This window comes from Pseudooceanicola sp. DL12, from assembly GCF_056270665.1.
Window position 1 is genome coordinate 1,696,891 of the sequence record NZ_CM149884.1, and the last position, 25,667, is coordinate 1,722,557.

Sequence of the window (25,667 nt, forward strand, 5' to 3'; positions counted from 1 at the left end):
ACCTGCCGCCGCGGGCGGTGATGCAACGGCGCCCTCCGGCGCTGGTGATGCAGTGGCGCCGGAGGGCGCCGGGGATGCAGTGGCGCCGGAGAGCGCCCGGAACGACAAGGAAATCCAATGACCGACAGATCCACGGCGCTTGCCGCCTTCACCGATGCGCTGGCCGCCGCGACCAGCGAAGAGGCCGCCTTTGATGCGCTCTGCGCGCTGACCAAGGCGACGGTGGGCGCCAAGCTCTTTACCATCATGACCTCGGACACCGAGGCGATGGTGGCGCGCCGCGCCTATACCGACGATGCCGAACATTACCCGACCTCGGGCTCCAAGCCGATCGTGATCGACCGCTGGTTCGAGACGGTGCTGACCCGGCAGGAGAGCTTTGTCTCCAACACGCTGGCGGATATCGACACGGTCTTCCCCGATGCCGAGCTGATCGGCCAGCTGGGCTGCGGCTCGGTGGTGAACCTGCCCATCGTCATGGGCGGCAAGGTCATCGCGACGATGAACATCCTGCACGAGGAGGGCTATTACACCCCCGAGCGGGTGGAGGAGATCCAGACGCTGCTGCGGCTGCCGGCCATCGCGGCCTCGGCCGTGGCCATGGCGCTGCGCGGCACCGCCGCCTGACGGCCCGGCGTGCCCCCGGGCGGGGGCGCGCCATCACAGGCTGCGGAGCAGGGTGGCGAGACGCCCCGCCGCCGCCGAAAGCGCTTCCTCCGGGAAGGCGGTATAGCCCAGGAGCAGGCCCTGAAGCGGATCCGGCAGGACGCAATGGGCCGAGAGCGCGCCGATCTGAAGATCCAGCGCCCGGGCCCTTTCCGCGATTTCGAGATCGCCCGCACGGCGGGCCAGCGCGGGCGAGAGCCCGAGGCAGAGATGCATGCCCGAGGGATCGGGCGCAAGATCGAGCAGGTCCGAGAGCGGCGCGAGGGCCGCGAGCAGATGCGCCTGACGCCGGGCATAGGTGCGGCGCATCCGGCGCAGGTGCACGGCAAATTCGCCCCCCTGCATGAAGCTGGCGAGAGCCGGTTGTGGCACCAGAGAGGCGCGGGATCCAAGCCGGGACAGATGCGCGCGTGCCTGTGGCAACAGGTGTTTCGGCAGAACGAGATAGCCCAGCCGCAGGGCGGGGCTGATCAGCTTGGAGAAGCTGCCCAGGTAGAGCGTGTTCTGCAGACCGTCGAGGCCGGAGAGCGCCGGCAGCGGCTGACCGCGATAGCGGAACTCGCTGTCGTAATCATCCTCGATCACCAGGCCGCCGCTGCGGGCGGCCCAGTCGCGCAGCGCGAGGCGCCGGGGCAGGGGCATGCCGCGCCCGGTGGGATAATGGCGCGAGGGGGTGACGATGGCGGCGGTGATGCCGGGCGGCAGGGCGGCGGCATCGAAGCCCTCTGCGTCGATGCGCAGCGGCCGCGGCCGGGCGCCGGTGGCGGCGAGGGTATCGTGGGTGCGGGGCCAGCAGGGGTCTTCGACCGCGACGGTGGCGCCGGGCGCGACCAGGCCCTGGAAGATGATCTCCATCGCCTCGCGCGCGCCGGAGGTGATCACCACCTGTTCGGCCGTGCAGGAGAGCTGACGCCAGGCGGCGAGGTGATCGGCGATGGCCTGACGGAGCGGCAGCCAGCCAAGCGGATCGGGGCGCGCCAGCAGCGCCGGCGCGGGGGTGCGCCAGGCCCGTTCGAGGTGGCGCGCCCAGAGCCGGTAGGGCAGCAGCGCCTGATCCGGCAGGCCGAGCTGAAACGGCAGCCAGTCGCGCGGTGGCCGCGGCGCGGGCGTTCTGCGCGGGGGCGGCGAGGCGAGGTGCGGGATCTCCTCGGCCACGAAGGTGCCGCTGCCCTGGCGGGCGGCGAGATAGCCCTCGCTGATCAGCTGGTCATAGACGAGCTGCACCGTGGTGCGGGAGACCGAGAGCTCGGCCGCGAGGGTGCGGCTTGGCGGCAGGCGGGCGCCGGCGTGGCGTGGATCGGACAGGATGATGTCGCGCAGCGCCTGCAGGAGCTGGGCCTGAAGCGGGCGATCCGCGGCGGGATCGAGGCTGAGCGAGAAGAGGGCGCGCGGTAGATTGGCCTGATCAGAATTTGCCATATTGGACATTTGTATGAGGCCAATCCTGAGGCATCAAGGCGCGATTACACGCCTGGAGCCAGAAATGCCTGATACCCGACTTGAGACCGGAACCGACACCCTTGCCGTCACCGAGAGAACCCGCCTGCGGCGCTCGCATGTGCGCGGCAGCTTTGACCGCGAGACGGTGAATGCGATCCTGGATGCCCAGCCGATGTGCAGCGTGGGATACGTGATCGACGGCAGGCCCTTTGTCACGCCGACGCTGCAATGGCGCGAGGGCAACCATGTCTACTGGCACGGGTCCGCGGCCAGCCGGGCGCTGAGATCGTCGCGCGAGGCCGAGGTCTGCCTGTCGGTGGCGCTGCTCGACGGCTTCGTGCTGGCGCGGTCGGGGATGCACCATTCGGTGAACTCGCGTTCGGTCACGCTCTATGGCCGGGCGTTCCAGGTGGTGGACCCGGAGCAGAAGCTGCAGAAGCTGCGGCGCTTCGTCGATGGCCTGTTCCCCGGTCGCTATGACGGGCTGCGGCCCGATCATGCGCAGGACCTGAAGGCGACGATGGTGCTGGGCATGGAGATTGCCGAGGGCAGTGCCAAGGCGCGCACCGGCGGGCCCGCCGACGAGGATGCCGATTACGACCTGCCGATCTGGGCCGGGGTGATCCCGGTTTCGGTGCAGGTGGGCGCGCCGGTGCCCGACCCGCGCAACCTGGAGGGCGTGGAGATGCCCGATCACGTGCGCGATTTCCGCCTGTGAACACCGCTGCCCCGCCCGCATGCCGGGCGGGGCGGTCGCGCGTCAGATGGTGCTGCCGCCGGGGCCGTATTCCTCTTCCTCGTTTCGGCGCTCGCCCTCGATGAAGGCCTCGAACTGGTCCGGAGTCAGGCGGTTCGAGACCGCGACATAGAATATGCCGAGGGCGAAGACGCCGGTGATCAGGCTGTCCCAGGGGGCGGGGATGATGCCACGGCCGCCCTCGTAGGTGCCGAGCCAGGACAGCAGGGCCAGCCCCGCCATGAAGGGCGCGAACCAGATCACGCCGCGGGCGTCGAGCTCCTCTCGGCCGGCGATCAGCAGGCGCAGCAGGAAGAGCAGGAGGCCGATCCCCACCAGCACCAGCAGGCGCCAGGTGGTATCCCAGCCGGACCAGAAGACCATGAGCGTGGCGATGACGAAGCCTGCCGGCGCCAGGAGGCGGGCGGCGGGCAGGCTGAAGCTGCGGGGGCGGTTGGCGGCCAGGCTGCGCAGGGCGGCCACGGCGATCGGGCCGCTGACGAAGGAGAGGATGATCGCGGAGCCGTTCAGGGCGACGATTTCCTGGAACGGCATGGTGAGCAGGATGACCATGGCCACGACATAGTTCAGCATCAGCGCATGGAGCGGCACGCCGAAGACGTTGAGCCGGGCGAAGATGCCGGGGAAGACGCCGTTTTCGGCCATCGCCATGGCCAGCCGCCCGTTGGAGCCGGTGGAGACGAGGCCGCCGCCCAGCGGCGAGACCACGGCCGCCACGTTGAGAAGGCTGACCAGCCAGAGGATGCCGAGCGCCGAGGCGATGGCGCCGAGGGGGCCGAGATCGGAGGTGAAGGCGAGGCCGGACCAGCCGTTGGCGAGATCGCCGGGAGTGAGGGCGCCGAGGAAGGCGATCTGGATCCCGGCGTAGATGACGAAGCAGATCACGATCGACAGGATCAGGGCGAGGGGGATGGTGCGCTGGGGGTTGCGCGCCTCTCCGGCCATGTCGATGGCATGGCGGAAGCCGGTGAAGGCAAAGACCACGCCGCCCGAGGCCACGGCGGAGAAGACGCCCGAGATGCCATAGGGCATGAAGCCGTCGTAGCGGGTGAAATTGCCGCCGTCGAACTGGGCCGCGATGACCACGACGATGAAGATCGCCGGCACCACCAGCTTGAACCAGGTCATGGCGGTGTTGATCCGGGCGAACCATTGCACCCCGAAGGCATTGACCACGGTAAAGAGCGCCAGCAACACCGCGGAGGTGATCATGTCGGCGCCGGTCAGCTCGCCGTCGGGCCTCTCCTGCAGCCAGGGCAACCAGTCGGAGGCATAGCCCAGGGCTGCCTCGACCTCGACCGGGGCGGTGGTGCAATAGCCGGCCCAGGCCGTCCAGCCCATGAGCATGGCCATCATGCGGCCATGGCTGAACTGCGGGATGCGGGCGATGCCGCCGGCGACGGGAAAGAGGGTGGTGATCTCGGCGAAGGCGAGAGCGAGAAGCAGCACCGCCACCGCACCGATGACCCAGGCCAGCATGGCGGCGGGGCCGGCGATCTGGCTGGTCATCAGCGGGGCGAAGAGCCAGCCCGAACCGAGCACGCCCCCGACCGCCACGAAGGTGAGGCCGACGAGGCCGATATTGCGCTGCATTGCCATGGTGACATGTCCCCCTGTCGAAAATCATGTGCTGAAAATGATCCGGTAATGCTTGCCCGGCCGGACCGCCGTAAACTGCGCTCATTGAGGGCATGGCCGCGTGTCGGGGCAAGAATTTTGCAGGGGTTTGCGGGGAAGTGCCGTGCTGTCGGCCCCGATTGCGCCCGGAAAACCACGCGGAATGCTTTACGGAGGTCGCAGAGGGGCCAATACGGGCGTTCCCGGGGATGCCATTGCCCGAGAGAGAGGCAGCGGGGTGGCGGGAAAAGCGGCAACGTGGAGGCCGCGGGGCGCGGGGGCCGGGTGAAATGCGGGTTTCTGCATGAGGCTGTCGTTTTCGTGTATTGCAACGAGATGCTGCTCCGGTGAAAAACTGTTTTCAGGAAGGTGCCGGGGGGATCCTTCTTCTGAACGCTGCGGAGCGGCGGGATGCCGGGCATCAAGCCCAAGGCCCGGGCCAGGTCGCGAGCCAATTGAAGCCCCCCGCAGGATAGGCCGCAGACCGCGAAACGCGGCTGCAGGCGAGGGAGAGGGACATGAATATCGGTATCGGCAACGGCTACCTGGTCGAGGAGATCGCGGTTCCGGAGATCTCGGAAGGGGCGGGGCAGATTGCGCCGGAGACCCTGGAGGGGATCTTTCGCCTCTGGGACGAGCTTGCGGATTTCGAGGTCGGCCATGCGCTGGAGGCCCGCAACCACATGCTTGCGGCGCTCTGTGCGCTGACCGGATCGCAGAACGCCGACTGGATCGGCGCGGTGCGGCTGGACAATGTGCCACGGCGCGATCCGCTGAACGGCTGGCGACCCCGCGTGCTGACCGTGCTGAACCCTGATCCGGAGATCACCGCGGGGATCAGGCAGGCCTTCCGGCAGATGGACCTGGGCAATGTCGACGTGACGACGACGCGCAACGCGGTCATGGCGGGGCGCTATCGGGCGCTTCTGCTGAGCGACCTGGCGCCCGAAGGCTGGTATGATACCCGCGCCTACCGCGAGTGGTACGCCGCCATCGACCGCAAGGATTCGATCTGGGTGGGGGTGCCGGTCAACGAGGATGCCGAGATCCAGATCGGGCTGCACCGCGATGAAAGCCAGCCCCCCTTTGCCCGCCGCGAGGCGATGATCGCGGGGCTGTGCCTGCGCGGGCTGCGCTGGTTCCATCGCCAGCAGATGATCAGCGAGGGGATGGGCGTGGCCTCGGCCAGCCTGACCGCCACCGAACGCCGGGTGCTGAAGGGGCTGCTGCAGGGGCTGGGCGAACGGGCCATCGCCGAGGCCAACGGCCAGAGCCCGCACACCACCCACGATCACGTAAAGCGGATCTTTCGCAAGTACGGGGTCAGCAGCCGCTCGGAGCTGATGGCGCTCTGGCTGGGGCGCGCCGGCGCGCAGGACTGACGCCGTCGGGCGATCGTAAGTGGGGATCGCACGGGGGATCGCACGGGTGCGAAAAACACCTGTTCGGGGGATTTGCAGGGGGCGCGGCCCGGTGCAAAAGCGCATCTGTTCGGCCGGCTGCGGATCATCCCGTTGTCCCGCACCGTCGATCCGTTGGACCCACGCCCAATTTTTCCGGGCGGGCGAGACATGAGGAGGGGGAGATTGTGCGCGCTCCCGGTTGCCGGGTTGCCTTGGGCGCGGGCGCGGAAGATCTCCCGCCGAAACCCTGCCGGGTCCTTGCGGCGGTATTGCAGATGCCGGAGGGATCGGGGCGCCGCCGGGCCGGCGGATGCGTGCCAGTTCGGGGACGGGCACGTGGCCGGCCAATGCGGTTTGCGGCGCGGTCGAGAGGGAAACGATCGCCCCGAATTGTCCCCGCGGGGGGGCGACCCCGGGCGGTCGTCGGCGCAGGTCTGCCCCCCTGCGCCGACGGCCGAAGGGGGCGCGACGACGGGCGGTTGCGCGAAAGGGGCGCCCAGTGCCGGGCCAACGCCCGCCGAACGGGCGCCCGGCCGCTTGGCGCGCGGCAGGCGGGCCACAGCGGCCCTGGAATGCGCCTTGGCATTTGAACTGTCCGTCTCGGTGATGTTCAATATGATGAACACACCATTTGGGATGAGTTGGGTAATGGGCCGATCGGTAGAGGTCGACAACGCAGGGGATGCGACACCTGCCACGCTGGACGCATCAGCGGGCGGATCACCAAGGAATTATCGACCGGCACGCCAGAAACGCAGCCTGGAAACGGAAAGGAAGTTCCTTGCCGCAAGCGAAACCCTGTTCGCCGAACACGGTTTCCACGCCACCAAGGTCTCGGACATCATCCGGCTCTCGGGCTGTTCGACGGGCTCGTTCTATCACCGGTTCGTCGACAAGGAGGGCGTGTTCCACGTCATGCTGGACCGCTACGGCGAGGAGATCGACAGCGCGGTGCGTGGGGTCTCGATCAGCCGCGAGGAGCAGGGGGGCCTCGAGGGGGCGATCAGCCGGATCATCGGCGCGACGATCGACCTGATGGCCAGGAACATCGGCGTCTATCGGGCGGCCGAGGAGCTGGCGCACCGCGACCACGAGATCTGGGAACGTCTCTATGCGCTGACCGAGCGGGCAGGTGGCGAGCTGGTCCGGCGCCTGATGGCGGAGTTCGGCGACGAGATCGCGCCGCCGGTCGGGACGCGGCTGCAGCATGGGCTGCAGCTGATCATCCTGATCTCCATGCGCAAGCAGATGGGGGGCGGGCCCATGCTGCCCGATGACCGCGAGGCCATGATCGCGATGCAGCGAAACGCGGTGATGGGCGTGCTGCGGGGGCCCGGAGCGCTCTGAGGGCGCCGGGACATGCCGGGACGGATCACTTCCCGCCAAACCGGAGGGTGGATCCCGGGGCGTGGCGGGGCAAAGGGCCGCGACGCGGGGTCAACCGGCTGAAAACACGAGATTTTCGGCAAATTTCAGAAAAGGTGTTTTTCCTGCTTGACGGCCCCGGGTCAGCACCATAGAACCCCCTCCACAGCAAGAGCGCGGTTGTAGCTCAGTTGGTTAGAGTACCGGCCTGTCACGCCGGGGGTCGCGGGTTCGAGCCCCGTCAACCGCGCCACTGCTGTACAGAAAAAGCGCCCCTCAGGGGGCGCTTTTTTGCTGTTCGGGGCCTGTCCCGGAGGGCCCCCGCCGGGGGAGAAAAACCCCTTCAGGGCCCGTTTCAACGCCGTTTCATCCCCGGTCATGGTTTTGTCGCAAAAACGCGAATTCGGGCGATTTTCCGATTGACGGCACAGCCGCCTCCCCTTATTCACCCCCTCACGCGCGGTTGTAGCTCAGTTGGTTAGAGTACCGGCCTGTCACGCCGGGGGTCGCGGGTTCGAGCCCCGTCAACCGCGCCACTTTCTCCCCCTTCATCGATGACGTGACACCCTGTTCCAGGGTCATCGAGGGCGTACTCGAATTCCAGGAAAAGAATATCTGCAAGTGCCTGAAAAGGCCGGATTCCAACGTCGGTATTACGTCGGTATCGCGTCGGTATCGCGACGGTGCGGAACGGCCATGATTTCGGGCCGCGCGGGGCGCAGCCCGAAGCCTCCGGCGGGGATATTTCCGGCCAGATGAAGGAGCGTCACGGCTCCCTCGTCATCTGGTCATAAATATCCCGGGGGAGGCGCGCGCCAGCGCGGCGGGGGCAGAGCCCCCTCCGGGTGATGCGATTGCAGGAAGGGGAGGCCCGGGCGCGGGGGCCTAGGGGCGGCTGTGCAGGTCGGCGTAGGTATAGCCGTCGGGCCAGATGCCGATCCAGAGCCAGCGCTTGCGGTGGGTCAGCTGCATCGAGACATGATTCAGGTGCGCGATGTCGAGCCAGAGACGGATCGTCTGATCGGCTTCCTTGAAGTAGGGGGGGCGCAGCTCGGGCCGGGGGCGAAAGCGGATGATGCCGCGCGCGACGTTGCTGTTGGGCGTGGCGATTCCGTAGACTTCGATCTGGGCGAGACCGCGGACGCCCTCGCGGCTCTCGGCTCCGGTGGTGTGGATCGTGTCGTTGATGAAGAGGATCTCGCGCCGGACCTCGGAAGAGGGGGTGGAGGCCTGGGGTTCGGCTTCCATCGCGGCAATGCGCGCGTCGATCTCTTCCTCGATGTTCAGCGCCATGGGCACCTCCTGAAACGCAAGGGCCGGCAGTGGCCGGCGCATCAGGGCGGCGGGCAGGCCGGGCGGACCTGCGGATCGGGACGGCCCCCTAGGGCCATCCCGCGATTGGCGGGCTCAGCCCCGGGAGAACGCGTCCAGCACGCGGGCCCAGCTCCTCATTCCTGCGTGGAAAGAGTTAAGATCGTATTTCTCGTTGGGCGAGTGCATCTGGTCGTCCTCGTTGGCGAAGCCGATCAGCATGGAATCCATGTCGATATAGGTCTTGAAGTAGCCGGCGATCGGGATGGAACCGCCGCAGCCCACGAAGGCCGCCGGCCGGGGCCATTCATCCGAGAGCGCCTGTCGCGCCTGTTCGAACTTGGGGTCGTCGGTGGCCATCTGTGCCGCCGGCGAGCAGGAATGGTCCTTGAACTCCACCTCGACATCGGCGGGCAGCATGGATCTGACCATGGCGCGGAAGCTCTCGCGGATCTTCAGCGGATCCTGGGTGCCGACGAGGCGGAACGAGAGCTTGGCATGGGCCTCGGCGGGCAGCACCGTCTTGAAGCCGGCGCCGGTGTAGCCGCCCCAGATGCCGTTCACCTCGCAGGTGGGCCGCGACCAGATCATCTCGAGCGGCGTGCGATCCTCTTCGCCGGCGGGCACCGAGAGGCCGACGCCGCCGAGGAAGCCCGCGGCATCGAAGCCGAGCCCCTGCCATTGCGCCATGATCTCGGGGTCGATCTCGGGCACGCCGTCATAGAAGCCCGGCACGGTGACATGGCCGTGCTCGTCGTGCAGCGCATCGATGATGTCGGCCAGCACGCGGATCGGGTTCATCGCGATGCCGCCGAACATGCCGGAGTGCAGGTCCTTGTCGGCGGCCTTGATGGTGATCTCCTCGCCCAGCAGGCCGCGCAGCATCGTTGTGATGGCCGGGGTCTGCGGATCGAAGAGGCCGGTGTCGCAGATCAGCGCGATGTCGGCCTTCAGCTCCTCGGCGTTCTCCTTCATGAAGGGGATGAGGGAGGGCGAGCCGCTCTCCTCCTCGCCCTCGAAGAAGAAGGTGATGGAGCAGGGCAGGGCGCCGTTGACCTTCTTCCAGGCGCGGCAGGCCTCGACGAAGGTCATCAGCTGGCCCTTGTCGTCGGCGGTGCCGCGGCCCCGGATCACCTTGCCCTTCGGCGTTTCTTCCAGCTTGGGATCGAAGGGATCGGCGTTCCACAGGTTCAGCGGATCGACCGGCTGCACGTCGTAATGGCCGTAGAAGAGCACGTGCGGCGTGCCCTCGGGGCCTTCGACATGACCCACAACCATCGGGTGGCCCGGGGTCGGGCGCTTGCTGGCGTCGACGCCGAAGCTCTTGAGGTCGGCCACCAGCCAGTCGGCGGCGGTGTCGCATTCGGCCTTGTAGGCGGGATCGGTGGAGATCGAGGGAATGCGCAGCAGCTCCATCAGGCGTTCGAGGGCGCGGGGCAGCCCGGAATCGAGCTCTGCGAGAACGGGGGCGAGGGACATGGCGGCTCCTGTCAGTAGCGTCTTTCGGTCAGGCGCGACCGTAGCACCGGCGGCGCCCGTGTCCAGAGAGCGCGTTTGCGGGGGCGGGCCTGTGGGAAGGTGGCCTGTCGGAAGCCGCCCGTCGCAGGGGCGGGGGGGGGGGGGGCATGCTGCGCTGCAGCGCCGATTCCCCCGCCGGAAGGGCCGTGCGAGGGCCGTGAGTCTGTAGCGCGGCGCGATGCGGAGGTGCGACAGGCGGGGCCGCAGAGGCCGGGTTTTGGCCCGCGATCGGCACCCGGCTGGTGCAGATCCTTGAGAAATCCTTGGAAAACGGGAAAAAAATCCTTGTTTCAAAGGTGCGGCGCAAGGTCACATTTGAGGGCCCATTTTGGGGTGGAACCGCTGGGGGCATGAGCATAAGTAAAAAAGGCCCCGCCTTCCAGGGGGAAGACGGGGCTTTTTGAGAAAGGCTCTGGTCAGTTCAATGACTGGATAAAAATATCTTCAACTTCTGGTTACAGGATGGGTCGCCAGGTGCCGTCCCGTAAAGTAATAAACTGGAACCGGGGTGAGGAATTGAGGTTTGGCGCTGAATTCGGCACATTTTACGCAAATCAGGTTAATTCCTGTGCGCGTATTGACCGAAATCAAGGCCGGAAGCCGGTAGAAGGATAGTCTGAGGCAGCGAACAGAGCGGTTTATTTTCATTCCAAATCCGAGAATGGAATGTTAGACCGATCAGACCCGCCCAAGGCGTGAATGAGAAGAAAGAGTTAGCCCGTGACATACGAAAGCCAGCTGGACCAGGCCATCGGCAAGTTGCACGAAGAAGGCCGCTATCGGACCTTCATCGACATCGTGAGGCACAAGGGACAGTTCCCGCACGCGACATGGCGCCGCCCCGACGGGGTGGAGCAGCCGGTGACGGTGTGGTGTGGCAACGACTACCTTGGCATGGGGCAGCACCCGGTTGTCCTCGAGGCGATGCACAATGCCATCGACGAGGTCGGCGCCGGCTCCGGCGGTACGCGCAACATCTCCGGCACCACGCTCTATCACAAGCGCCTGGAAGCCGAGCTTGCCGACCTGCACGGCAAGGAAGCGGCGCTGGTCTTCTCCTCTGCCTACATAGCCAACGACGCGACGCTCTCGACCCTGCCGAAGCTGTTCCCGGGGCTGATCATCTATTCCGACGCGCTGAACCATGCCTCGATGATCGAGGGCATCCGCCGCAACGGCGGGGCAAAGCGCATCTTCCGTCACAATGACCTGGCGCATCTGCGCGAGCTGCTGGAGGCCGACGATCCCAAGGCGCCGAAGCTGATCGCCTTTGAATCGGTCTATTCCATGGACGGCGATTTCGGCCCGATCAAGGAGCTCTGCGACCTGGCCGACGAATTCAACGCGCTGACCTATCTCGACGAGGTGCACGCGGTGGGCATGTATGGCCCGCGCGGCGGCGGCGTGAGCGAGCGTGACCACCTGGCGCATCGCATCGACATCATCAACGGCACCCTGGGCAAGGCCTTTGGCGTCTTCGGTGGCTATATCGCCGCCAGCGCCAAGATGTGTGACGCCGTGCGCTCCTATGCGCCGGGCTTCATCTTTACCACCTCGATCCCGCCGACGGTGGCCGCGGGGGCCGCGGCCTCGATCGCGCACCTGAAGCACGACCAGGGGATCCGCGACAAGCACCAGGAAAACGCCAAGATCCTGAAGACCCGCCTGAAGGGCATGGGCCTGCCGATCATCGATCATGGCAGCCACATCGTGCCGGTGATCGTGGGCAACCCGGTGCACACCAAGATGCTGTCGGACATGCTGCTGGAAGATCACGGGATCTACGTGCAGCCGATCAACTATCCCACCGTGCCGCGCGGCACCGAGCGGCTGCGCTTCACGCCCTCGCCGGTGCATGGCCCGCTTGAGATCGAGAAGCTGATCCGTGCCATGGACAAGCTCTGGTCGCATTGCGCGCTGAACCGCCAGGACATGGCGGGCTGAGAGACGGGTCAAGAGACTGCGCGGTCTGGCCTCTCGGGGCCGGCGCGCTGCGGTGTGTCGCCGGGCGTTCCGGGCCGGATGCGAATGCATCAGGTCGGGACCGGTGCCCGGGCTGATGGCGAGGCCGGTGATCTTCGGTCAACCCCCCGGAAATTATCTTAAAAATCACGGCAGGTCACCTGTGGATATTAACCACTCGTTAACCGCGGATTGAGAGAGTCTTGACATCGTTCGGACGGCTTTTCGGCCGTCGCCGGTGCCCCGCAGGCGGGGCGGAAGAGAGCCGGCACAGGCGCGCGGGACAGCCGGCGCGCGGGCCACAGAGGTCACATCACGGACGATCAGGCAATGGCTCGGGCCCGGCATCTGATGCAGGGGCCCGGACCGGACCCGCACGGGACCGGCACGGGGCGGAACGACCGCCGGCCCCGCGACAGCCGGGAAACGGCGGGGAATGGCGGGAGCGGCAAGGCCGCGGAGCGGATCATGACGCCGGTCGGGGAGGGCCCCGGCAGGGAACGGCGCGGACCGGTCGGCAATACCGGAAGGCTGACGAGCGCGGCAGGTGCTTTGGACCCTCATGCAAGTGTCAGTTGGGCCCCAGCGAAAGCTGGGCGAAAAGACGCGCCGCTGCGCGGTCCCACTGGCGATATGACGCTTAAGGTTCACGGCAAATCAGCGTTTTAAGCAATTTTCCTTGAAGTGTGGTAACGTCTCCGAAACAAAGAGGAGGACTCGAATCGGGGGAAGGTTCGGGTCACTCTATCGCAAATGGGGCAGCGACATGATGCGTCGGAAGGGCAAGCCTGACCGGGACCAGGCAACTCAGGAACCGAAGAGCTTTGACGACTACGAGATCAGGCTCGGGGACGTCATGCGCGGGGAACGTGCGACGCTGGGCAAGTCCCTGCTCGACGTTCAGCGCGAGTTGCGGATCAAGGCAAACTACATTGCCGCGATCGAGAACTGCGACCCGGAAGCCTTTGATACCCCCGGTTTCATCGCCGGTTACGTGCGCTCCTATGCGCGCTACCTGGGCATGGACCCGGACCGGACCTATGCCCAGTTTTGTGCCGAAAGCGGCTTTACCACCGCCCATGGCATGTCGGCGCAGGCCTCCTCGCGCAAGCACGAGGACGAGTTCACCGGCCGGCGCAGGTCGGCCAGGGCCGCCAAGGCCGAACGTGATCCCTTCACCTCGCCCAATACCCCCTTCATTCCCGCCGGCGAGAGCATGTTCAGCCGCGTCGAGCCGGCCGCGATCGGCTCCGGCCTGGTGCTGCTGGCGCTGATCGGCGGGCTGGCCTATGGCGGCTATGCGGTGCTGAACGAGATCCAGCGCGTGCAGTTCGCCCCGGTGGAGAACACCCCCGACGTCATGGCCGACCTGGACCCGCTGGCCGGTGTGACCCGCGTGGTCGAGGATCCGGTGCCGCAGGGCGGTGCCGCGCAGGCCGCCGGCGTCTTCAGCCCGCCGCGCGATGCTGTGGACCGTCTCTATCGGCCCAAGGCACTTGACGTGCCGGTGGTGGTGTCGCGCGATGCCCCGATCTCGACGCTTAACCCGTCGCAGGTGGGCACCTACATGGCCGATACCGGCAACCTGACCCCGATGGCGCCCGGCACGGACGGCGAGAGCAGCGAGGACCGCGCCGTGGCGATGGCGCTGGGGCTGGACGGATCGACGGGCGAGGCCACGCCGACGGTGCCGCAGGTGGTGGCCAAGGCCAAGCCGGGCGTGAACCTTTTTGCCGTGCGCCCCGCCTGGGTGAGGGTGCGCAGCGCCGATGGCACGATCCTGTTCGAAAAGACGCTGGATGCCGGCGAGAGCTATCAGCTGCCGAAGACCGAAGAGGCGCCGACCCTGCGTGCGGGCATGTCGGGCTCGGTCTACTTCGAGGTGGATGGAGCGCTCTATGGCCCGGCGGGCAAGGGCACCGGCGTGGTGCGCAACGTGGCGCTCTCGGTCGATGACCTGAAGAAGTCCTACCAGCTGGCCGACCTGACGCTCGATCCGGAAGCGGAGCGCGTCTATTCCGTGGCCCAGGCCGAGATCGACCAGGTGCCACCGGCCGAGTGACTCCGGCGCGCGGGCGCAGGATGGATTTGGGGAAACCCGGCTGCCTCGGCAGCCGGGTTTTTTCGTGGCCGATGCGGCGTGCGGGGCCCGAGAGGGTATGCCAAGGCTCTGCGCTCTGCCCTCCGTCGCCGGCGGGCGACAAGGGAGAGGGGGCGGGGGCTTTGCCCCCGCGCCTGCGGCGCTCCCCCGGGATATTTATGGCCAGATGACGGGGAGGCCGGGGACGGGGCCTGTCGGGTGGTTTGCGGCGAGGTGGCCAGGGGGCAGCATGGGCGGGGCTGCGCGGGGCGGTGATTGCCCTCGGGCGAAGCAGGCGTTATCCAGTGCGCGGGCGCCACCTGTTTCAAGCGCCGCAAGAGAGGTCTGTTCATGTCTCACAATCCCGTTCGTCCCTGGCGCAACATCGATCGTCGCAAGAGCCGGCAGATCATGGTGGGCAACGTGCCCGTGGGGGGCGGTGCGCCGATTTCCGTCCAGACGATGACCAATACGGTGACCACCGACGTGAAGGGCACCCTGGGCCAGGTGATCCGCGCGGCCGAGGCCGGCGCGGATATCGTGCGGGTGTCGGTGCCGGACGAGGCGAGTGCCAAGGCGATGAAGGAGATCTGCCGGGAGAGCCCGGTGCCGATCGTTGCGGACATCCACTTTCACTACAAGCGCGGGATCGAGGCCGCCGAGGCCGGCGCGGCCTGCCTGCGGATCAACCCGGGCAACATCGGCGACGAGAAGCGCGTGGCCGAGGTGATCCGGGCGGCGAAGGACCACAATTGCTCGATCCGGATCGGCGTGAACGCCGGCAGCCTGGAGAAGCACCTGCTGGAGAAATACGGCGAGCCCTGCCCGGACGCGATGGTGGAATCGGGCCTGGATCACATTAAGATCCTGCAGGACCACGATTTTCACGAATTCAAGATCAGCGTGAAGGCCTCTGACGTCTTCATGGCGGCGGCGGCCTACCAGATGCTGGCAGAGCAGACCGATGCGCCCATCCATCTTGGCATCACCGAAGCCGGCGGGCTGATGAGCGGCACGATCAAGAGTGCTATCGGCATGGGCAACCTGCTGTGGATGGGGATCGGCGACACGCTGCGCGTGAGCCTCTCTGCCGATCCCGTGGAGGAGGTGAAGGTGGGCTACGAGATCCTGAAGGGTCTGGGCCTTAGGCACCGCGGCGTGAACATCATTTCCTGCCCGAGCTGCGCGCGGCAGGGGTTCGACGTGATCAAGACGGTCGAGACGCTGGAGAAGCGGCTCGAGCACATTAAGACGCCGATGAGCCTGTCGATCATCGGCTGCGTGGTGAACGGGCCGGGCGAGGCGCTGATGACCGACGTCGGCTTTACCGGCGGCGGCGCGGGCAGCGGCATGGTCTACCTGGCGGGCAAGGCCAGCCACAAGATGAGCAACGCGCAGATGATCGACCACATCGTGGAAGAGGTCGAAAAGCGCGCCCAGGCCATCGAGGATGGCAAGGTGGAGGCGCAGGCGGCGGAATAGGCGCCACCTGCGAGGCAGATTTGCACGGGTCGGGCCATGTGCCCGGCCCGTTTGCGTTCGGGGAGCGGAGCCGGGGCAAAAGGTGCCAGGTATTTCTAGGGCGCCAGGTATTTCTGCAGCACGATGGCGGGCATCCGGCCGCGGATGAGCATCGTCGGCAGCACGTAGGAAGGCGCGGTATCGAGGCCCATCCCGGTGAAGAGATCTGCCTGATCGGCGAGGGCGGCTTGCACCTCGGGGGTGTCGGCGGCGGCACGGGCGCGGGCGGGTTCGACGCCGAGGCGGGTCATTTCCCGGTCTAGCAGCGCATCGGTATCGACCGGCATGGCGTCGACGGCACGGCGGAATTCGGCGGCGGCCTCGGGGCCGGTGTCGCGGGCGATGACATAGGCCAGGCGATCGGGCAGCGCGGTGGAGGTCGAGCGGAGCTCGACCCGAAGGCCGCTGTCGCGGGCGGCCATCTGCTGCAGCTCGTCCTCGGCGCGGGCGCAGGGCGTACAGCCGAGGCGGGAGAAGAGGGTGATCGCGGCGGGGCCGTCACCGCTTCCGAAACCCTGCGCCGTAACGGCAAAGAGCCGGGCGGCATTGGCCTCGATCCGCGCGAGGTCGGTCTCGATCTCGGTCTGCAGAGGCGACCAGGCGGCCGCGAGACGGTCTTCCATCTCGGCGGCGCGGGCCTGGTCGAGGGCGCTGGCGAGGATCTCCGGCTGATCCAGGAAGAGCATCCGGAGTTCCTCGTTGAAGAGGGAGGGGTTCTCCTTCATGGCCTGCCGCCAGTCGCCCTCGGCCGAGGCCGCGAAGGGCAGCAGCAGGAGCGCCAGGACGGCAGGAGAGCGCAGCATCAGCTGCGGGCCTCGGAGACGATCTGTTTCATGCCGTTGAGGGGCACGTAGCCGCGCAGCATCTGGTCGCCCATGACGAATGTCGGGGTGCCGGAGATCTGCAGCTGCTGGGCCAGCTGATGGGTGCGGGCGATGACCTCGGTCACGTCGTCGCTGTCCATGCGGGCGATGATCGGGGCGGGATCATAGCCGAGGCCGCTGATCAGGCGGTTCATCGAGACCTCGTCGAAGCCGCCGGTATAGGTCATCAGCGCGTCGTGCATGGCCTTGTAGGCCTCGTCGCCCTCGAGCTGACGGGTAGCGATGGCCAGCCGCGAGGCGGAAACGGAATCCTCGCCCAGGATCGGGAACTCCTTGAGCACGAAGCGGATGTTGCCATCGGTGCTGATCAGCTGTTCGACCTCGTCAAAGGCCTTGCGGCAGTAACCGCAGCGGTAATCCATGAATTCCACCACGGTGACATCGCCATCGGGATTGCCGCCGACCCAGGAGAAGCCGTCGTCGAAGAGCTGATCGGCATTGGCGCGCACCAGGTCGACATCGGCCTGTGCCTCGGCCTGGGCCTGGCGGTTCTGATAGGCCTGGAGCGCCTCGACGATGACCTCGGGGTTGTCGAGGAGATAGTCGCGGACCTCGTCCCGGAACTCGTCGCGGTCGGTCTCGCTCATGTCGGCGCTGGCGATCTGGGGCACGGTGGGGGCGAGCGCGAGGGCCGCGGCGCCGGCCAGCAGCAGCTTGCGAAGGGGCTTGGGCATGGAGATCTCCTTGTTTTCGATCCCGGAGTGTCCGGCCCGGCGGTGCGGGCGCTGAAAGGGGGTGCCGGGGCGGCAGGGGGCGGGCCGGGGAGGGACCGCCGGTGTCTGGTTTCGGGCGATGCTAACGCCTGGCCCGGGCGGTGTCAGCCGCATTCAGCACATCTTGGGCGCGCTGCCAGTCCGGTGACCCCGCGGAGAGCAGGCCTGCGGCGCGCCCGGCCTGGATGGCGGCATTGTCCATGTCGCCCGCGAGGGCGTAACTCTCTGCCGTGGCCAGGGCAGCCTGTCCCGGCTGGCCCAGCTGGGCATAGGCCGAGCCGAGATCGCGCAGCACCATGCGGTTGCCGTAATCGTAGATCCGGGCGCGTTCGAGCAGGGCCACGGCATCGTTCAGGCGACCGGTGCCACCCTGGACCACCAGCGCATGGCCGAGCGAGGCCAGGATCAGCGTGTCATAGGGCGAAAGCGCCTCGGCCTGGCGATAGGCGGCCTCGGCGGCGGCGAACTGCCGGCCCTCGAGCAGGATCTGGCCCTTGAGCTCGTAGTAGTAGGGATCGTCGGGGCGGGCGGCGAGCGCCTGGTCCATCAGGGCCACGGCGCCGCGCCAGTCTGCGTTGCGGTGGTGCGCCACGGCCCGCCGCATCAGAGCGATATCGGGGGTGAGCGAGCGATCGGCGCGGGCCTCTGTCCAGGCGGGCGGACGCAGGAAGGCGGAAACCTTGCCCTGCGCGCGGTCGAACCAGTAGGCGTTTTCCGTCTGCGGGATCTTGGGCGCGCGGCCATAGCGATCGGCAAGCTCGGTCAGGGCGCGCAGGCGGTCGGTGGTGAGGGGATGGGCGCGGGCATAGGCGTTGATGTTGCTCTCGACGCCATTGACCTGATTGGCCAGCCTCTGGGTGATGTCGACCGCGCCCTGGGTGCCGACGCCGGCAAAGGCCATGGTGCGGATGGCGGAGAGGTCGGCGCTGCTCTCCTCGGCGCGGGTGTAGCTGAGAAAGGCGCCCTGGGCCGAACTTGCGATGCCCATGCCGGCGGCGGCGAGCTCTCCTTGGCCGGTGCCGGCGGCGGCGGCCACGGCCAGCGCCATGCCGATATTGGCGATGCGCCCGGCCGAGGCGGCATTGAGGGCGCGCCGCTCGAGGTGGCCGTTCAGGATATGCGCGGCCTCGTGGGCGATGACGAACTGAAGCTCTTCGGCGGAACCGGCGCGGATGATCAGCCCGGCGTGCAGGTAGATGGCGGTGCGGTCGATGACGAAGGCGTTCATCGTGTCGGAATCCACCACGAGAATTTTTGTCGCAGTGGAGAGACCGGCGGCATTCAGGATGGGCTTTGCAAGGCGATTTAGCGCGTTTTCGACATCCGGATCGCGCAAAAGCGACACGGCCTGTGCGGGAAATGCCAGCAGAACGAGGAATGCTGCCAAAACTGTGCGCAGGCGCACCTGGCTCCACGGCGTTAAGATTCCTCCACGCATTGACGTCGTGACCTTTGGCTGATGAAAGCGTCCCTGAGCGAAATCACTGTCGGAGAAGCACATGCGAGTTTCAAGCCGCGGAGAGGTCGATCCCTTCATTGTGATGGATGTGATGTCCCGGGCCGCCGAACTGGAGGCGGAGGGGCACAGGATCATCCACATGGAAGTCGGCCAACCGGGGACCCCAGCACCGGAGGGCGCGCGGCGCGCGCTGGCCGGGGCATTGGAGGAAAAATCGCTGGGCTATTCCCTGACCCTGGGCATCCCGCCGCTGCGCGAGCGCATCGCGAAGCTCTATGGTGAATGGTACGACGTGGACCTGGATCCGGAGCGGGTGGTGGTGACCACGGGGTCGTCTGCGGGCTTCCTGCTGAGCTTCACCTCGCTCTTTGACGCGGGGCAGAAGGTGGGCATCGGCGCGCCGGGCTATCCGAGCTATCTGCAGCTGCTGAAGGCGATGGACCTGACCCCGGAGATCATCGAGACCTCGCCCGAGGCGCGCTATCAGCCGGTGCCGTCCGATCTGAAGGGACGCGGCCTCGACGGGCTGATGGTGGCCTCTCCGGGCAATCCCAGCGGCACGATGCTGTCGCGGGCGGCGCTCGGCGACCTCGTGGAGACCTGTGCCGAGGAGGGCATCAGCCTGATCTCGGACGAGATCTATCACGGGCTGCATTACGAGAAGCGGGCGGTGAGCGCGCTGGAGCTGAGCGACGATCTCTATGTCATCAACTCCTTCTCCAAGTACTTCAGCATGACCGGCTGGCGCGTGGGCTGGATGGTGGTGCCGGAGGACCACGTGCGGCGGGTGGAACGCATTGCCCAGCATATGTTCATCTGTGCCCCCACGGCGAGCCAGGTGGCTGCGCTGGCGGCGATCGACTGTCGCGACGAGCTGCAGGAGAACCTGGCCGTCTATGCGCGCAACCGGGCGCTGCTGCTGGAGGGGCTGCCGCAGGCCGGGTTCACCCGAATCGCGCCGCCCGACGGGGGCTTCTACATCTATGCCGATGTGCGTGACCTGACCACGGATTCGCTGGCCTTTGCCCGCGAGATCCTCGAGCAGGCGGGCGTGGCGGTGACGCCGGGCCACGATTTCGACAAGACCCGCGGTAGCGGCACGCTGCGGTTTTCCTATGCCCGCGCCACCGCGGACATCGAGGAGGGGCTTGCGCGGCTCAAGCGCTTCATGGCGGAACGCGCCGAGGCCGCGCGCGCCTGAACCGGCCTAGCGGAAGGGGTGATGCAGCCGCAGCAGGCGGCGGTGATAGGGCGGGATGTCATCGATCGGGATGAGGCCCGCGCTGCGCGCCGTTGCCATGACGCGGGCCCGTTCGTCGGGGATGGAGAGGTGCCCCAGCCGCTCGTAGACGGTGCGGTTGGCGCGCTGGCCGCCGATGGCCTCGCGGATCGTACGCGCGGCATAGCCCTCCCAGAAATTCTGATCGAAGGCGGCGACGCGGGCGAGGAAGTTGAAGGTGCAGGTGACGGCGCCGCGGCGCGAGATCAGCGGCGCCACGCCATCCTCGAGCGCCATGACCACGCCGCGGAATTCGCGCGAGGCGGGCGAGGCCGAGAGCCCCTGCTGTTCCATCGCCTCGCGGGCCTCGTATCCGCGCAGGAAGGTATAGCCGTCGGCCCGGTAGACATGCACCAGGCCCATGACCGCGCGGCTGTTGTCGACGAAACTGCGGCGGGTAAAGCGGTAGAACCCGGGCGGAAAGAGACTCTCGTCGAAATTCGTGGCATATTTCCCGAGGAAGGGCGCAAGCTCGGGGTGGTTGAGCAGCTCCTGCCCCGCGGGCATGATCTGTTCCACCGGTTCGAGCAGGATTCGCGCGTCGGTGCCGAAGAACTGGCAGATCCGGTGCAGCACGTCGGGCCGCGGAAAGCTCTCGCCCGAAAGATAGCGGTTGTACTGGGTGCGATTGATGCCGAGCTCGCGGCAGAGGCTCGAGATCGAGGCGAACCGCTGGCTGAGACGTCGCAGGTTGGCGCCGAAGATATTGCGCAGCTCGGTGGGATTCGGATCCAGCGTCGGGCGGGCTGACTGGGAGGGCATCCGGGGAAGGTATCCTTTGAGTTGTTCGCCGTTTTCGAGGCTCTCGCAAGTTTCAGGGGAAATCCAGAGTTTGGCGCCAAATGACGTCACGCTTGTTGCTAATTGGCGTCACAATTTCTGCCGTTCGACACAAATTCAGTCATGTGGATGCGGATTGGGCCGTGTGACAATACATTATTGAGAACCACCCGTTGCGGGGTGGGCAACACCGAGGCAAAGGGGAGGAGCTGATGTTCGGTATTGTGCTCTGGAGTGCTGCAGAAGACGGCAGCACTGTTGTGTGGTGCGAAGACCAGGGCGACCTGGCCTATCTTCCGGCCGGAGGGGCCTTCTCTGATGTCACCGGACAGCGCGAGAGGCTGTCCTCGGGTGACCTGGTTCAGTTCGACCTGAAACTTGAAGGGAACATGCGTGTTGCGAGCAATCCGCGCCTGCTGGCCGAACGGCATTCGCCGTCGCTGGCGGAGCGGCTGCAGGAAGCAGGGCAGGCCGCCCGGGCGCGCAACAGACGTGATACGCGCGAGAGCCGCGCCCGGCATTCTGCACCGGTTGAGGGGGGCGTCGTGGTGCCTTTCCCGCGGGTGGCCCAAGACGAACCCATGGTGCGTCGCGCCGGCGGAACCGGCTGACTGCCGGTTCCCGGAGGAGAAGGAATGGCAAAGGCCGCGCCGGGGAGGGCGCGGCCTTTCACTTTTTCTAATGCCGGAATGTGATCTGGCTAATGCCGGTATCAGTCCTCGCCACGGGAGAGGGCGGCAACGCCCGTGCGGGCAATGTCGGCCAGGCCCAGCGGGCGCATGAGGTCGGCGAAGGCGTCGATCTTGTCTGGGGTGCCGGTCAGCTCGAAGACGAAGCTGGAGAGGGTGGAATCGACCACCTTGGCCCGGAAGATGTCGGCAAGGCGCAGGGCCTCGACGCGCTTGTCGCCAGTGCCGGCAACCTTGATCAGGGCCAGTTCCCGCTCGACGCTGGGGCCCTCGACCGTGAGGTCGTTGACGGTGTGCACGGGCACGATGCGGCCCAGCTGTGCCTTGATCTGCTCGATCACATGGGGCGTGCCGCGCGTCACGATGGTGATCCGCGAACGCTTGCCGGTATGGTCCACCTCGGCCACGGTCAGGCTGTCGATGTTGTAGCCGCGACCGGAGAACAGGCCGATCACCCGCGCCAGGACGCCCGCCTCGTTGTCCACCAGGACCGCGAGGGTGTGCTGTTCGACCTCGTCGGAGAAGGTCGGGCGGAGGTTGTAGGCCGAATGCTTGGTCGAGCCTTTTTTCAGATGAAGTGCGTTCATTTTTCCGCATCTCCCGATTGCTGCATCAGGATACCCATGAAGGCCCCGAGCGTGATGTATCCGGTGAGGGCCGTGGCGGCGGCGATGCCGCGACAGATCCCCAGAGGAGCGATGTCGCCATACCCCAGCGTGGTGAAGGTGACATAGGCGAAATAGGCGGTCGATCCGCCGGTTGGCGGCGGGTCGGTGGGCAGGCAGACGGCATGTTCGTTGATCACCGTGAAGATGACCGCGAATTGCAGCGGGGTGATCACCAGGGTCAGCACCGCGATGGCGAGCTGGGCCACGGTTCCGCTGCGCCGCCGGCGCCAGTTGCCAAAGAGCGCGTAGTAGCAGAACAGGATCGAGACCACCGCCACGGCGAGGGAGATCCAGGCGGCGACCACGCTCATGTCGTCGGAGGCGGCATCGATGGAGAGCCGCAGGTAGTTGACGATGGCGAGCAGGGTCAGCCCGACGACGAGGCCGAGGGCCACCCGCTTGCGCAGCAGGAAGTTGCCCTCTTCGCCGGGTTTCGCGAAACCGTGCTTTGCCCCGCGCTCGGTCAAACCAGGACGGCCCCCCCGGCCTTGATCGCGTCCTTGGTGGAGGCGTCGCCAAGCAGCATCTTGTTGTGCGGCTCGCCCGAGGGGATCATCGGGAAGCAGTTCTCGTGCTTCTCGACGAGGCAGTCGAAGATCACCGGGCCGTCATGGTTGATCATTTCCATGATCGCATCGTCGAGGTCGGCGGGATCGGAACAGATGATGCCCTTGGCACCGAAGGCCTCGGCGAGCTTGACGAAATCGGGCAGGGCCTCGGACCAGGAGTGCGAGTAGCGTTCGCCGTGCAGCAGCTGCTGCCACTGGCGGACCATGCCGAGGCGCTCGTTGTTCAGGATGAACTGCTTCACCGGCAGGCGGAACTGCACCGCGGTGCCCATCTCCTGCATGTTCATCAGCCAGGAGGCCTCGCCGGCGACGTTGATCACCAGCGCATCCTGATGCGCCATCTGCACGCCGATGGAGGCGGGGAAACCATAGCCCATGGTGCCGAGGCCGCCGGAGGTCATCCATCGGTTCGGATCCTCGAAGTGCAGGAACTGCGCCGCCCACATCTGGTGCTGGCCGACCTCGGTGGTGATGTAGCGATCCATCCCCTTGGTCAGGGCCTCGAGGCGCTCGAGCGCGTACTGCGGCTTGATGATCTTGGAATCGGACTTGTAGGTCAGGCATTTGACGTCACGCCATTCGCCGATCTGCAGCCACCATTTCTCCATCGCCTCGCGGTTGATCTTGCGGCCGCGTGCCTTCCACAGGCGCAGCATGTCCTCGAGCACATGGGCGACATCGCCGATGATCGGGATGTCGACATGAATGACCTTGTTCACCGAGGAGGGATCGATGTCGATATGCGCCTTGACCGAATGGGGCGAGAAGGCATCGGTGCGGCCGGTGATCCGGTCGTCGAAGCGGGCGCCGACGCAGATCATCAGGTCGCAGTCGTGCATGGCCATGTTGGCCTCGTAGAGACCGTGCATGCCGAGCATGCCGAGCCAGTTCTTGCCCGAGGCCGGATAGGCGCCGAGGCCCATCAGTGTCGAGGTGATCGGCGCGCCGGTGGCCTCGACCAGCTCGCGCAGGAGCTGGCTTGCCGCGGGGCCGGAGTTGATCACGCCGCCACCGGTATAGAAGATCGGCCGCTTGGCGGTTTCGAGCGCGGCGACCAGCTCGGTGATGGCCTCCATGTCGCCCTTGACCGGCGGGTTGTAGCGATAGGAGGTCTTCTTCGGCGCCTCTGAATAGGTGCCGGTGGCAAATTGCACGTCCTTCGGGATGTCGATGAGCACCGGGCCGGGGCGGCCGGTGGTGGCGACGTGGAAGGCCTTGTGAATGGTGGCAGAGAGGTCCTCGGTGTCGCTGACCAGCCAGTTGTGCTTGGTGCAGGGGCGGGTGATGCCGACGGTATCGGCCTCCTGGAAGCCATCGGTGCCGATCATGAAGGTGGGCACCTGGCCGGAGAGCACGATGATCGGGATCGAGTCGAGCAGCGCATCGGTCAGCCCGGTAACCGCATTGGTGGCACCGGGGCCGGAGGTGACGAGGGCGACGCCCGGCTTGCCGGTGGAGCGGGCATAGCCCTCGGCGGCGTGCACTGCGCCCTGTTCGTGGCGGACCAGGATGTGACGAATGTCGTTCTGCTGGAAGATCTCGTCATAAATCGGCAGGACGGCACCGCCCGGATAGCCGAATACCGTGTCCACGCCCTGTTCCTTGAGGGCCTGAACCACCATTTTCGCACCTGTCATCTGACGTGCCATCTGATTTCTCCGTTTCATGCCGCGCGGTTTGATCTGAGCGTCGGCGACTTCGCTTTGCAAACAAAAAGCCCCCGGGGTTCATTCCGGGGGCGCATGGGGTCCTGATAGGGTTTCCGGCGATTACCGGCCCATGCGCCTTTCTCCTACGATAATTACTAGGGAGGTCATTGCGGACAGCATTCCCCGAGGCTCCTTCATTCTGCACAGGGTTGATATGGGCTGATCCGGACAAGGTCAACCGCTATTCCGGCGTAAAAATGTCGCCGGGGGCGGATTTTCTTTTCGAAAATTGCGCGGATAAGTCAGTGTCTTTGCCATAACTGCGCCGCGACGGCGCAAAATGGCGAATCCCGCCCCCTGCGAAGGGCACGACAGAGGCACGCAGGGTTATGCGGCGCGTTTCCGGATCAGTGCATGGGCGCAAGCAGCTCGGGGGCGGTGACCAGTTCGCGCACCCCGTGCGAGTGATCCTCGCCGAAGATATTGCCCTGCCGCGCCCAGCGATCCAGCGAGGCGATATTGAGCTTTGCACAATTGGGCCGCACCGACCAGGTGACCTGGAAGGGCGAACAGACGGTCTGATTGTAGGAGGTGCCGGTGGTCGAGCCGAGAAATTGCACCGGATCGCCGGTGCCCGCGGGCAGGGAATGCGGCTGGGGGTGGCCGGCGAGGAAGCCGCCGCCGTAGTCGAAAAGCGCGAAATCCAGCGCCTCGGGATCGTTCACCACCAGGAAGACCTGGCTCTCCACCCGAAGCGTGGGGTTGGTGCAGGCATCGGAGAGGCAGGAGCCCAGGCCGTTGCCCGGCTCGACCTGACATGAGGAATAGACCCAGTGCACCTCGATCGTGTCGCCGGGGCTGACGTTGTGATAGGCGCCGTGGCCGCCGGTGGGATCGGTCAGTTCCGCCTCGGTCAGCTCGTCGGTGCCGTTGCACTTGTAGCCACCCTTGTCGCGGTCATGGGACAGGATTGAGAAGCCGGGGCCCTTGTGCTCGGCGTTGGTATGGGTGTGGATGTTGCACAGGTTCATCTGTTCGGGCGGCGGCGCCATGGGAAAGGTGATCAGGTTGGCGCCGGCATGTTCGCTGATGTCGCGCGGCGTCTGCGGCCCGAAGCCGAGGCAGAGCGGCCCTGCACGGCCCGTCCGCTGGGCAGTGGAATGGCCACTGCCGGCATCGGCCGAGGCGCGGACAAGCCGCGCGAGATCGGCATGCGGAACGAAAGGCGCCGCGGCATCGGTGGCCGGTGCCGGGCCGGCGGCAAGCATGGACAGGGCCGCCAGGGCGGGCAGGCCGAGCGAGGGCATGGAACGACTGGGCATGGCGGAAGAACCTCC

General features: G+C 66.6%; 21 protein-coding genes and 2 tRNA genes. 11 read left to right on the plus strand and 12 right to left on the minus strand.

From position 1 onward, the window contains the following. Positions 1-117 precede the first annotated feature (117 nt). Positions 118-627, plus strand: a complete 510-nt coding sequence (locus tag AC0WR5_RS07960; protein WP_475868011.1) for a GAF domain-containing protein — start codon at positions 118-120, stop codon at positions 625-627. A gap of 33 nt (positions 628-660) precedes the next feature. On the opposite strand, the gene pdxR is transcribed toward AC0WR5_RS07960, so the two are convergent. Continuing rightward, on the minus strand, positions 661-2,085 hold the full coding sequence (pdxR, locus tag AC0WR5_RS07965) for a MocR-like pyridoxine biosynthesis transcription factor PdxR (RefSeq protein WP_475868012.1): 1,425 nt from the start codon (positions 2,083-2,085) through the stop codon (positions 661-663). A gap of 64 nt (positions 2,086-2,149) precedes the next feature. Here pdxR and AC0WR5_RS07970 point away from each other — a divergent pair, with 64 nt between their 5' ends. Continuing rightward, the gene (locus AC0WR5_RS07970; RefSeq protein ID WP_475868014.1) at positions 2,150-2,824 is read left to right on the plus strand and encodes a pyridoxamine 5'-phosphate oxidase family protein; all 675 of its coding nucleotides are present in this window, start codon (positions 2,150-2,152) and stop codon (positions 2,822-2,824) included. 42 nt (positions 2,825-2,866) lie between these two features. Here AC0WR5_RS07970 and AC0WR5_RS07975 read toward each other — a convergent pair whose 3' ends face one another. After that, entirely contained in the window at positions 2,867-4,462 is a 1,596-nt protein-coding gene (locus tag AC0WR5_RS07975) for an APC family permease (RefSeq protein ID WP_475868015.1), read from the minus strand. A 536-nt stretch (positions 4,463-4,998) separates the two neighbouring features. Here AC0WR5_RS07975 and AC0WR5_RS07980 point away from each other — a divergent pair. The 4 genes from AC0WR5_RS07980 to AC0WR5_RS07995 all read left to right on the plus strand — a co-directional run bounded on the left by AC0WR5_RS07980 (position 4,999) and on the right by AC0WR5_RS07995 (position 7,784). Further along, positions 4,999-5,862 (plus strand): helix-turn-helix transcriptional regulator, encoded by an 864-nt coding sequence (locus tag AC0WR5_RS07980; protein WP_475868017.1) that lies wholly within the window; start codon positions 4,999-5,001, stop codon positions 5,860-5,862. Between the two features lie 669 nt (positions 5,863-6,531). Next, positions 6,532-7,230, plus strand: coding sequence for a TetR/AcrR family transcriptional regulator (locus tag AC0WR5_RS07985; RefSeq protein ID WP_475868018.1), 699 nt, complete (start codon positions 6,532-6,534; stop codon positions 7,228-7,230). A 194-nt stretch (positions 7,231-7,424) separates the two neighbouring features. Further along, positions 7,425-7,501: transfer RNA gene (locus AC0WR5_RS07990), tRNA-Asp, on the plus strand. Positions 7,502-7,707: 206 nt separating this feature from the next. Continuing rightward, positions 7,708-7,784: transfer RNA gene (locus tag AC0WR5_RS07995), tRNA-Asp, on the plus strand. 349 nt (positions 7,785-8,133) lie between these two features. Here AC0WR5_RS07995 and AC0WR5_RS08000 read toward each other — a convergent pair. Further along, positions 8,134-8,541 (minus strand): hypothetical protein, encoded by a 408-nt coding sequence (locus tag AC0WR5_RS08000; RefSeq protein WP_475868020.1) that lies wholly within the window; start codon positions 8,539-8,541, stop codon positions 8,134-8,136. 114 nt (positions 8,542-8,655) lie between these two features. Next, complete coding sequence (locus AC0WR5_RS08005) at positions 8,656-10,038, minus strand: M20/M25/M40 family metallo-hydrolase (protein WP_475868021.1); 1,383 nt, start codon at positions 10,036-10,038, stop codon at positions 8,656-8,658. A gap of 759 nt (positions 10,039-10,797) precedes the next feature. Between AC0WR5_RS08005 and hemA the strand changes: the two genes are divergently transcribed. The 3 genes from hemA (at position 10,798) to ispG (ending at position 15,601) form a co-directional block, all read left to right on the plus strand. Continuing rightward, positions 10,798-12,021 carry a 5-aminolevulinate synthase gene (gene hemA, locus AC0WR5_RS08010; protein ID WP_475868022.1) on the plus strand — a complete coding sequence of 408 codons (1,224 nt, stop codon included), beginning with the start codon at positions 10,798-10,800 and terminating at the stop codon, positions 12,019-12,021. 784 nt (positions 12,022-12,805) lie between these two features. Further along, the gene (locus AC0WR5_RS08015) at positions 12,806-14,101 is read left to right on the plus strand and encodes a helix-turn-helix domain-containing protein (RefSeq protein ID WP_475868024.1); all 1,296 of its coding nucleotides are present in this window, start codon (positions 12,806-12,808) and stop codon (positions 14,099-14,101) included. Positions 14,102-14,470: 369 nt separating this feature from the next. Continuing rightward, complete coding sequence (ispG, locus tag AC0WR5_RS08020; protein ID WP_475868026.1) at positions 14,471-15,601, plus strand: flavodoxin-dependent (E)-4-hydroxy-3-methylbut-2-enyl-diphosphate synthase; 1,131 nt, start codon at positions 14,471-14,473, stop codon at positions 15,599-15,601. Positions 15,602-15,696: 95 nt separating this feature from the next. Here ispG and AC0WR5_RS08025 read toward each other — a convergent pair whose 3' ends face one another. The 3 genes from AC0WR5_RS08025 to AC0WR5_RS08035 all read right to left on the minus strand — a co-directional run bounded on the left by AC0WR5_RS08025 (position 15,697) and on the right by AC0WR5_RS08035 (position 18,582). Further along, entirely contained in the window at positions 15,697-16,443 is a 747-nt protein-coding gene (locus tag AC0WR5_RS08025; protein ID WP_475868028.1) for a thioredoxin domain-containing protein, read from the minus strand. Continuing rightward, the gene (locus tag AC0WR5_RS08030; protein ID WP_475868030.1) at positions 16,443-17,198 is read right to left on the minus strand and encodes a DsbA family protein; all 756 of its coding nucleotides are present in this window, start codon (positions 17,196-17,198) and stop codon (positions 16,443-16,445) included. The genes AC0WR5_RS08025 and AC0WR5_RS08030 overlap by 1 nt, the downstream gene beginning before the upstream one ends. A gap of 121 nt (positions 17,199-17,319) precedes the next feature. Then, positions 17,320-18,582, minus strand: coding sequence for a M48 family metalloprotease (locus AC0WR5_RS08035; protein ID WP_475868031.1), 1,263 nt, complete (start codon positions 18,580-18,582; stop codon positions 17,320-17,322). Positions 18,583-18,736: 154 nt separating this feature from the next. Between AC0WR5_RS08035 and AC0WR5_RS08040 the strand changes: the two genes are divergently transcribed. Further along, entirely contained in the window at positions 18,737-19,897 is a 1,161-nt protein-coding gene (locus tag AC0WR5_RS08040; protein WP_475868033.1) for a pyridoxal phosphate-dependent aminotransferase, read from the plus strand. Between the two features lie 6 nt (positions 19,898-19,903). On the opposite strand, the gene AC0WR5_RS08045 is transcribed toward AC0WR5_RS08040, so the two are convergent. Next, complete coding sequence (locus AC0WR5_RS08045; RefSeq protein WP_475868034.1) at positions 19,904-20,737, minus strand: helix-turn-helix domain-containing protein; 834 nt, start codon at positions 20,735-20,737, stop codon at positions 19,904-19,906. A 230-nt stretch (positions 20,738-20,967) separates the two neighbouring features. On the opposite strand from AC0WR5_RS08045, the gene AC0WR5_RS08050 reads away from it, so the two are divergent. Then, complete coding sequence (locus AC0WR5_RS08050; RefSeq protein WP_475868036.1) at positions 20,968-21,366, plus strand: hypothetical protein; 399 nt, start codon at positions 20,968-20,970, stop codon at positions 21,364-21,366. 101 nt (positions 21,367-21,467) lie between these two features. Here the strand turns inward: AC0WR5_RS08050 and ilvN are convergent, their stop codons facing one another. The 4 genes from ilvN to AC0WR5_RS08070 all read right to left on the minus strand — a co-directional run bounded on the left by ilvN (position 21,468) and on the right by AC0WR5_RS08070 (position 25,652). Beyond that, positions 21,468-22,031 (minus strand): acetolactate synthase small subunit, encoded by a 564-nt coding sequence (gene ilvN / locus AC0WR5_RS08055; protein ID WP_475868038.1) that lies wholly within the window; start codon positions 22,029-22,031, stop codon positions 21,468-21,470. Further along, positions 22,028-22,579, minus strand: coding sequence for an ion channel (locus AC0WR5_RS08060; protein WP_475868040.1), 552 nt, complete (start codon positions 22,577-22,579; stop codon positions 22,028-22,030). The genes ilvN and AC0WR5_RS08060 overlap by 4 nt, the downstream gene beginning before the upstream one ends. Then, positions 22,576-24,330 carry an acetolactate synthase 3 large subunit gene (locus AC0WR5_RS08065; protein WP_475868042.1) on the minus strand — a complete coding sequence of 585 codons (1,755 nt, stop codon included), beginning with the start codon at positions 24,328-24,330 and terminating at the stop codon, positions 22,576-22,578. The genes AC0WR5_RS08060 and AC0WR5_RS08065 overlap by 4 nt, the downstream gene beginning before the upstream one ends. 407 nt (positions 24,331-24,737) lie before the next feature. Next, positions 24,738-25,652 carry a delta-class carbonic anhydrase gene (locus AC0WR5_RS08070; RefSeq protein ID WP_475868043.1) on the minus strand — a complete coding sequence of 305 codons (915 nt, stop codon included), beginning with the start codon at positions 25,650-25,652 and terminating at the stop codon, positions 24,738-24,740. Positions 25,653-25,667 lie beyond the last annotated feature (15 nt).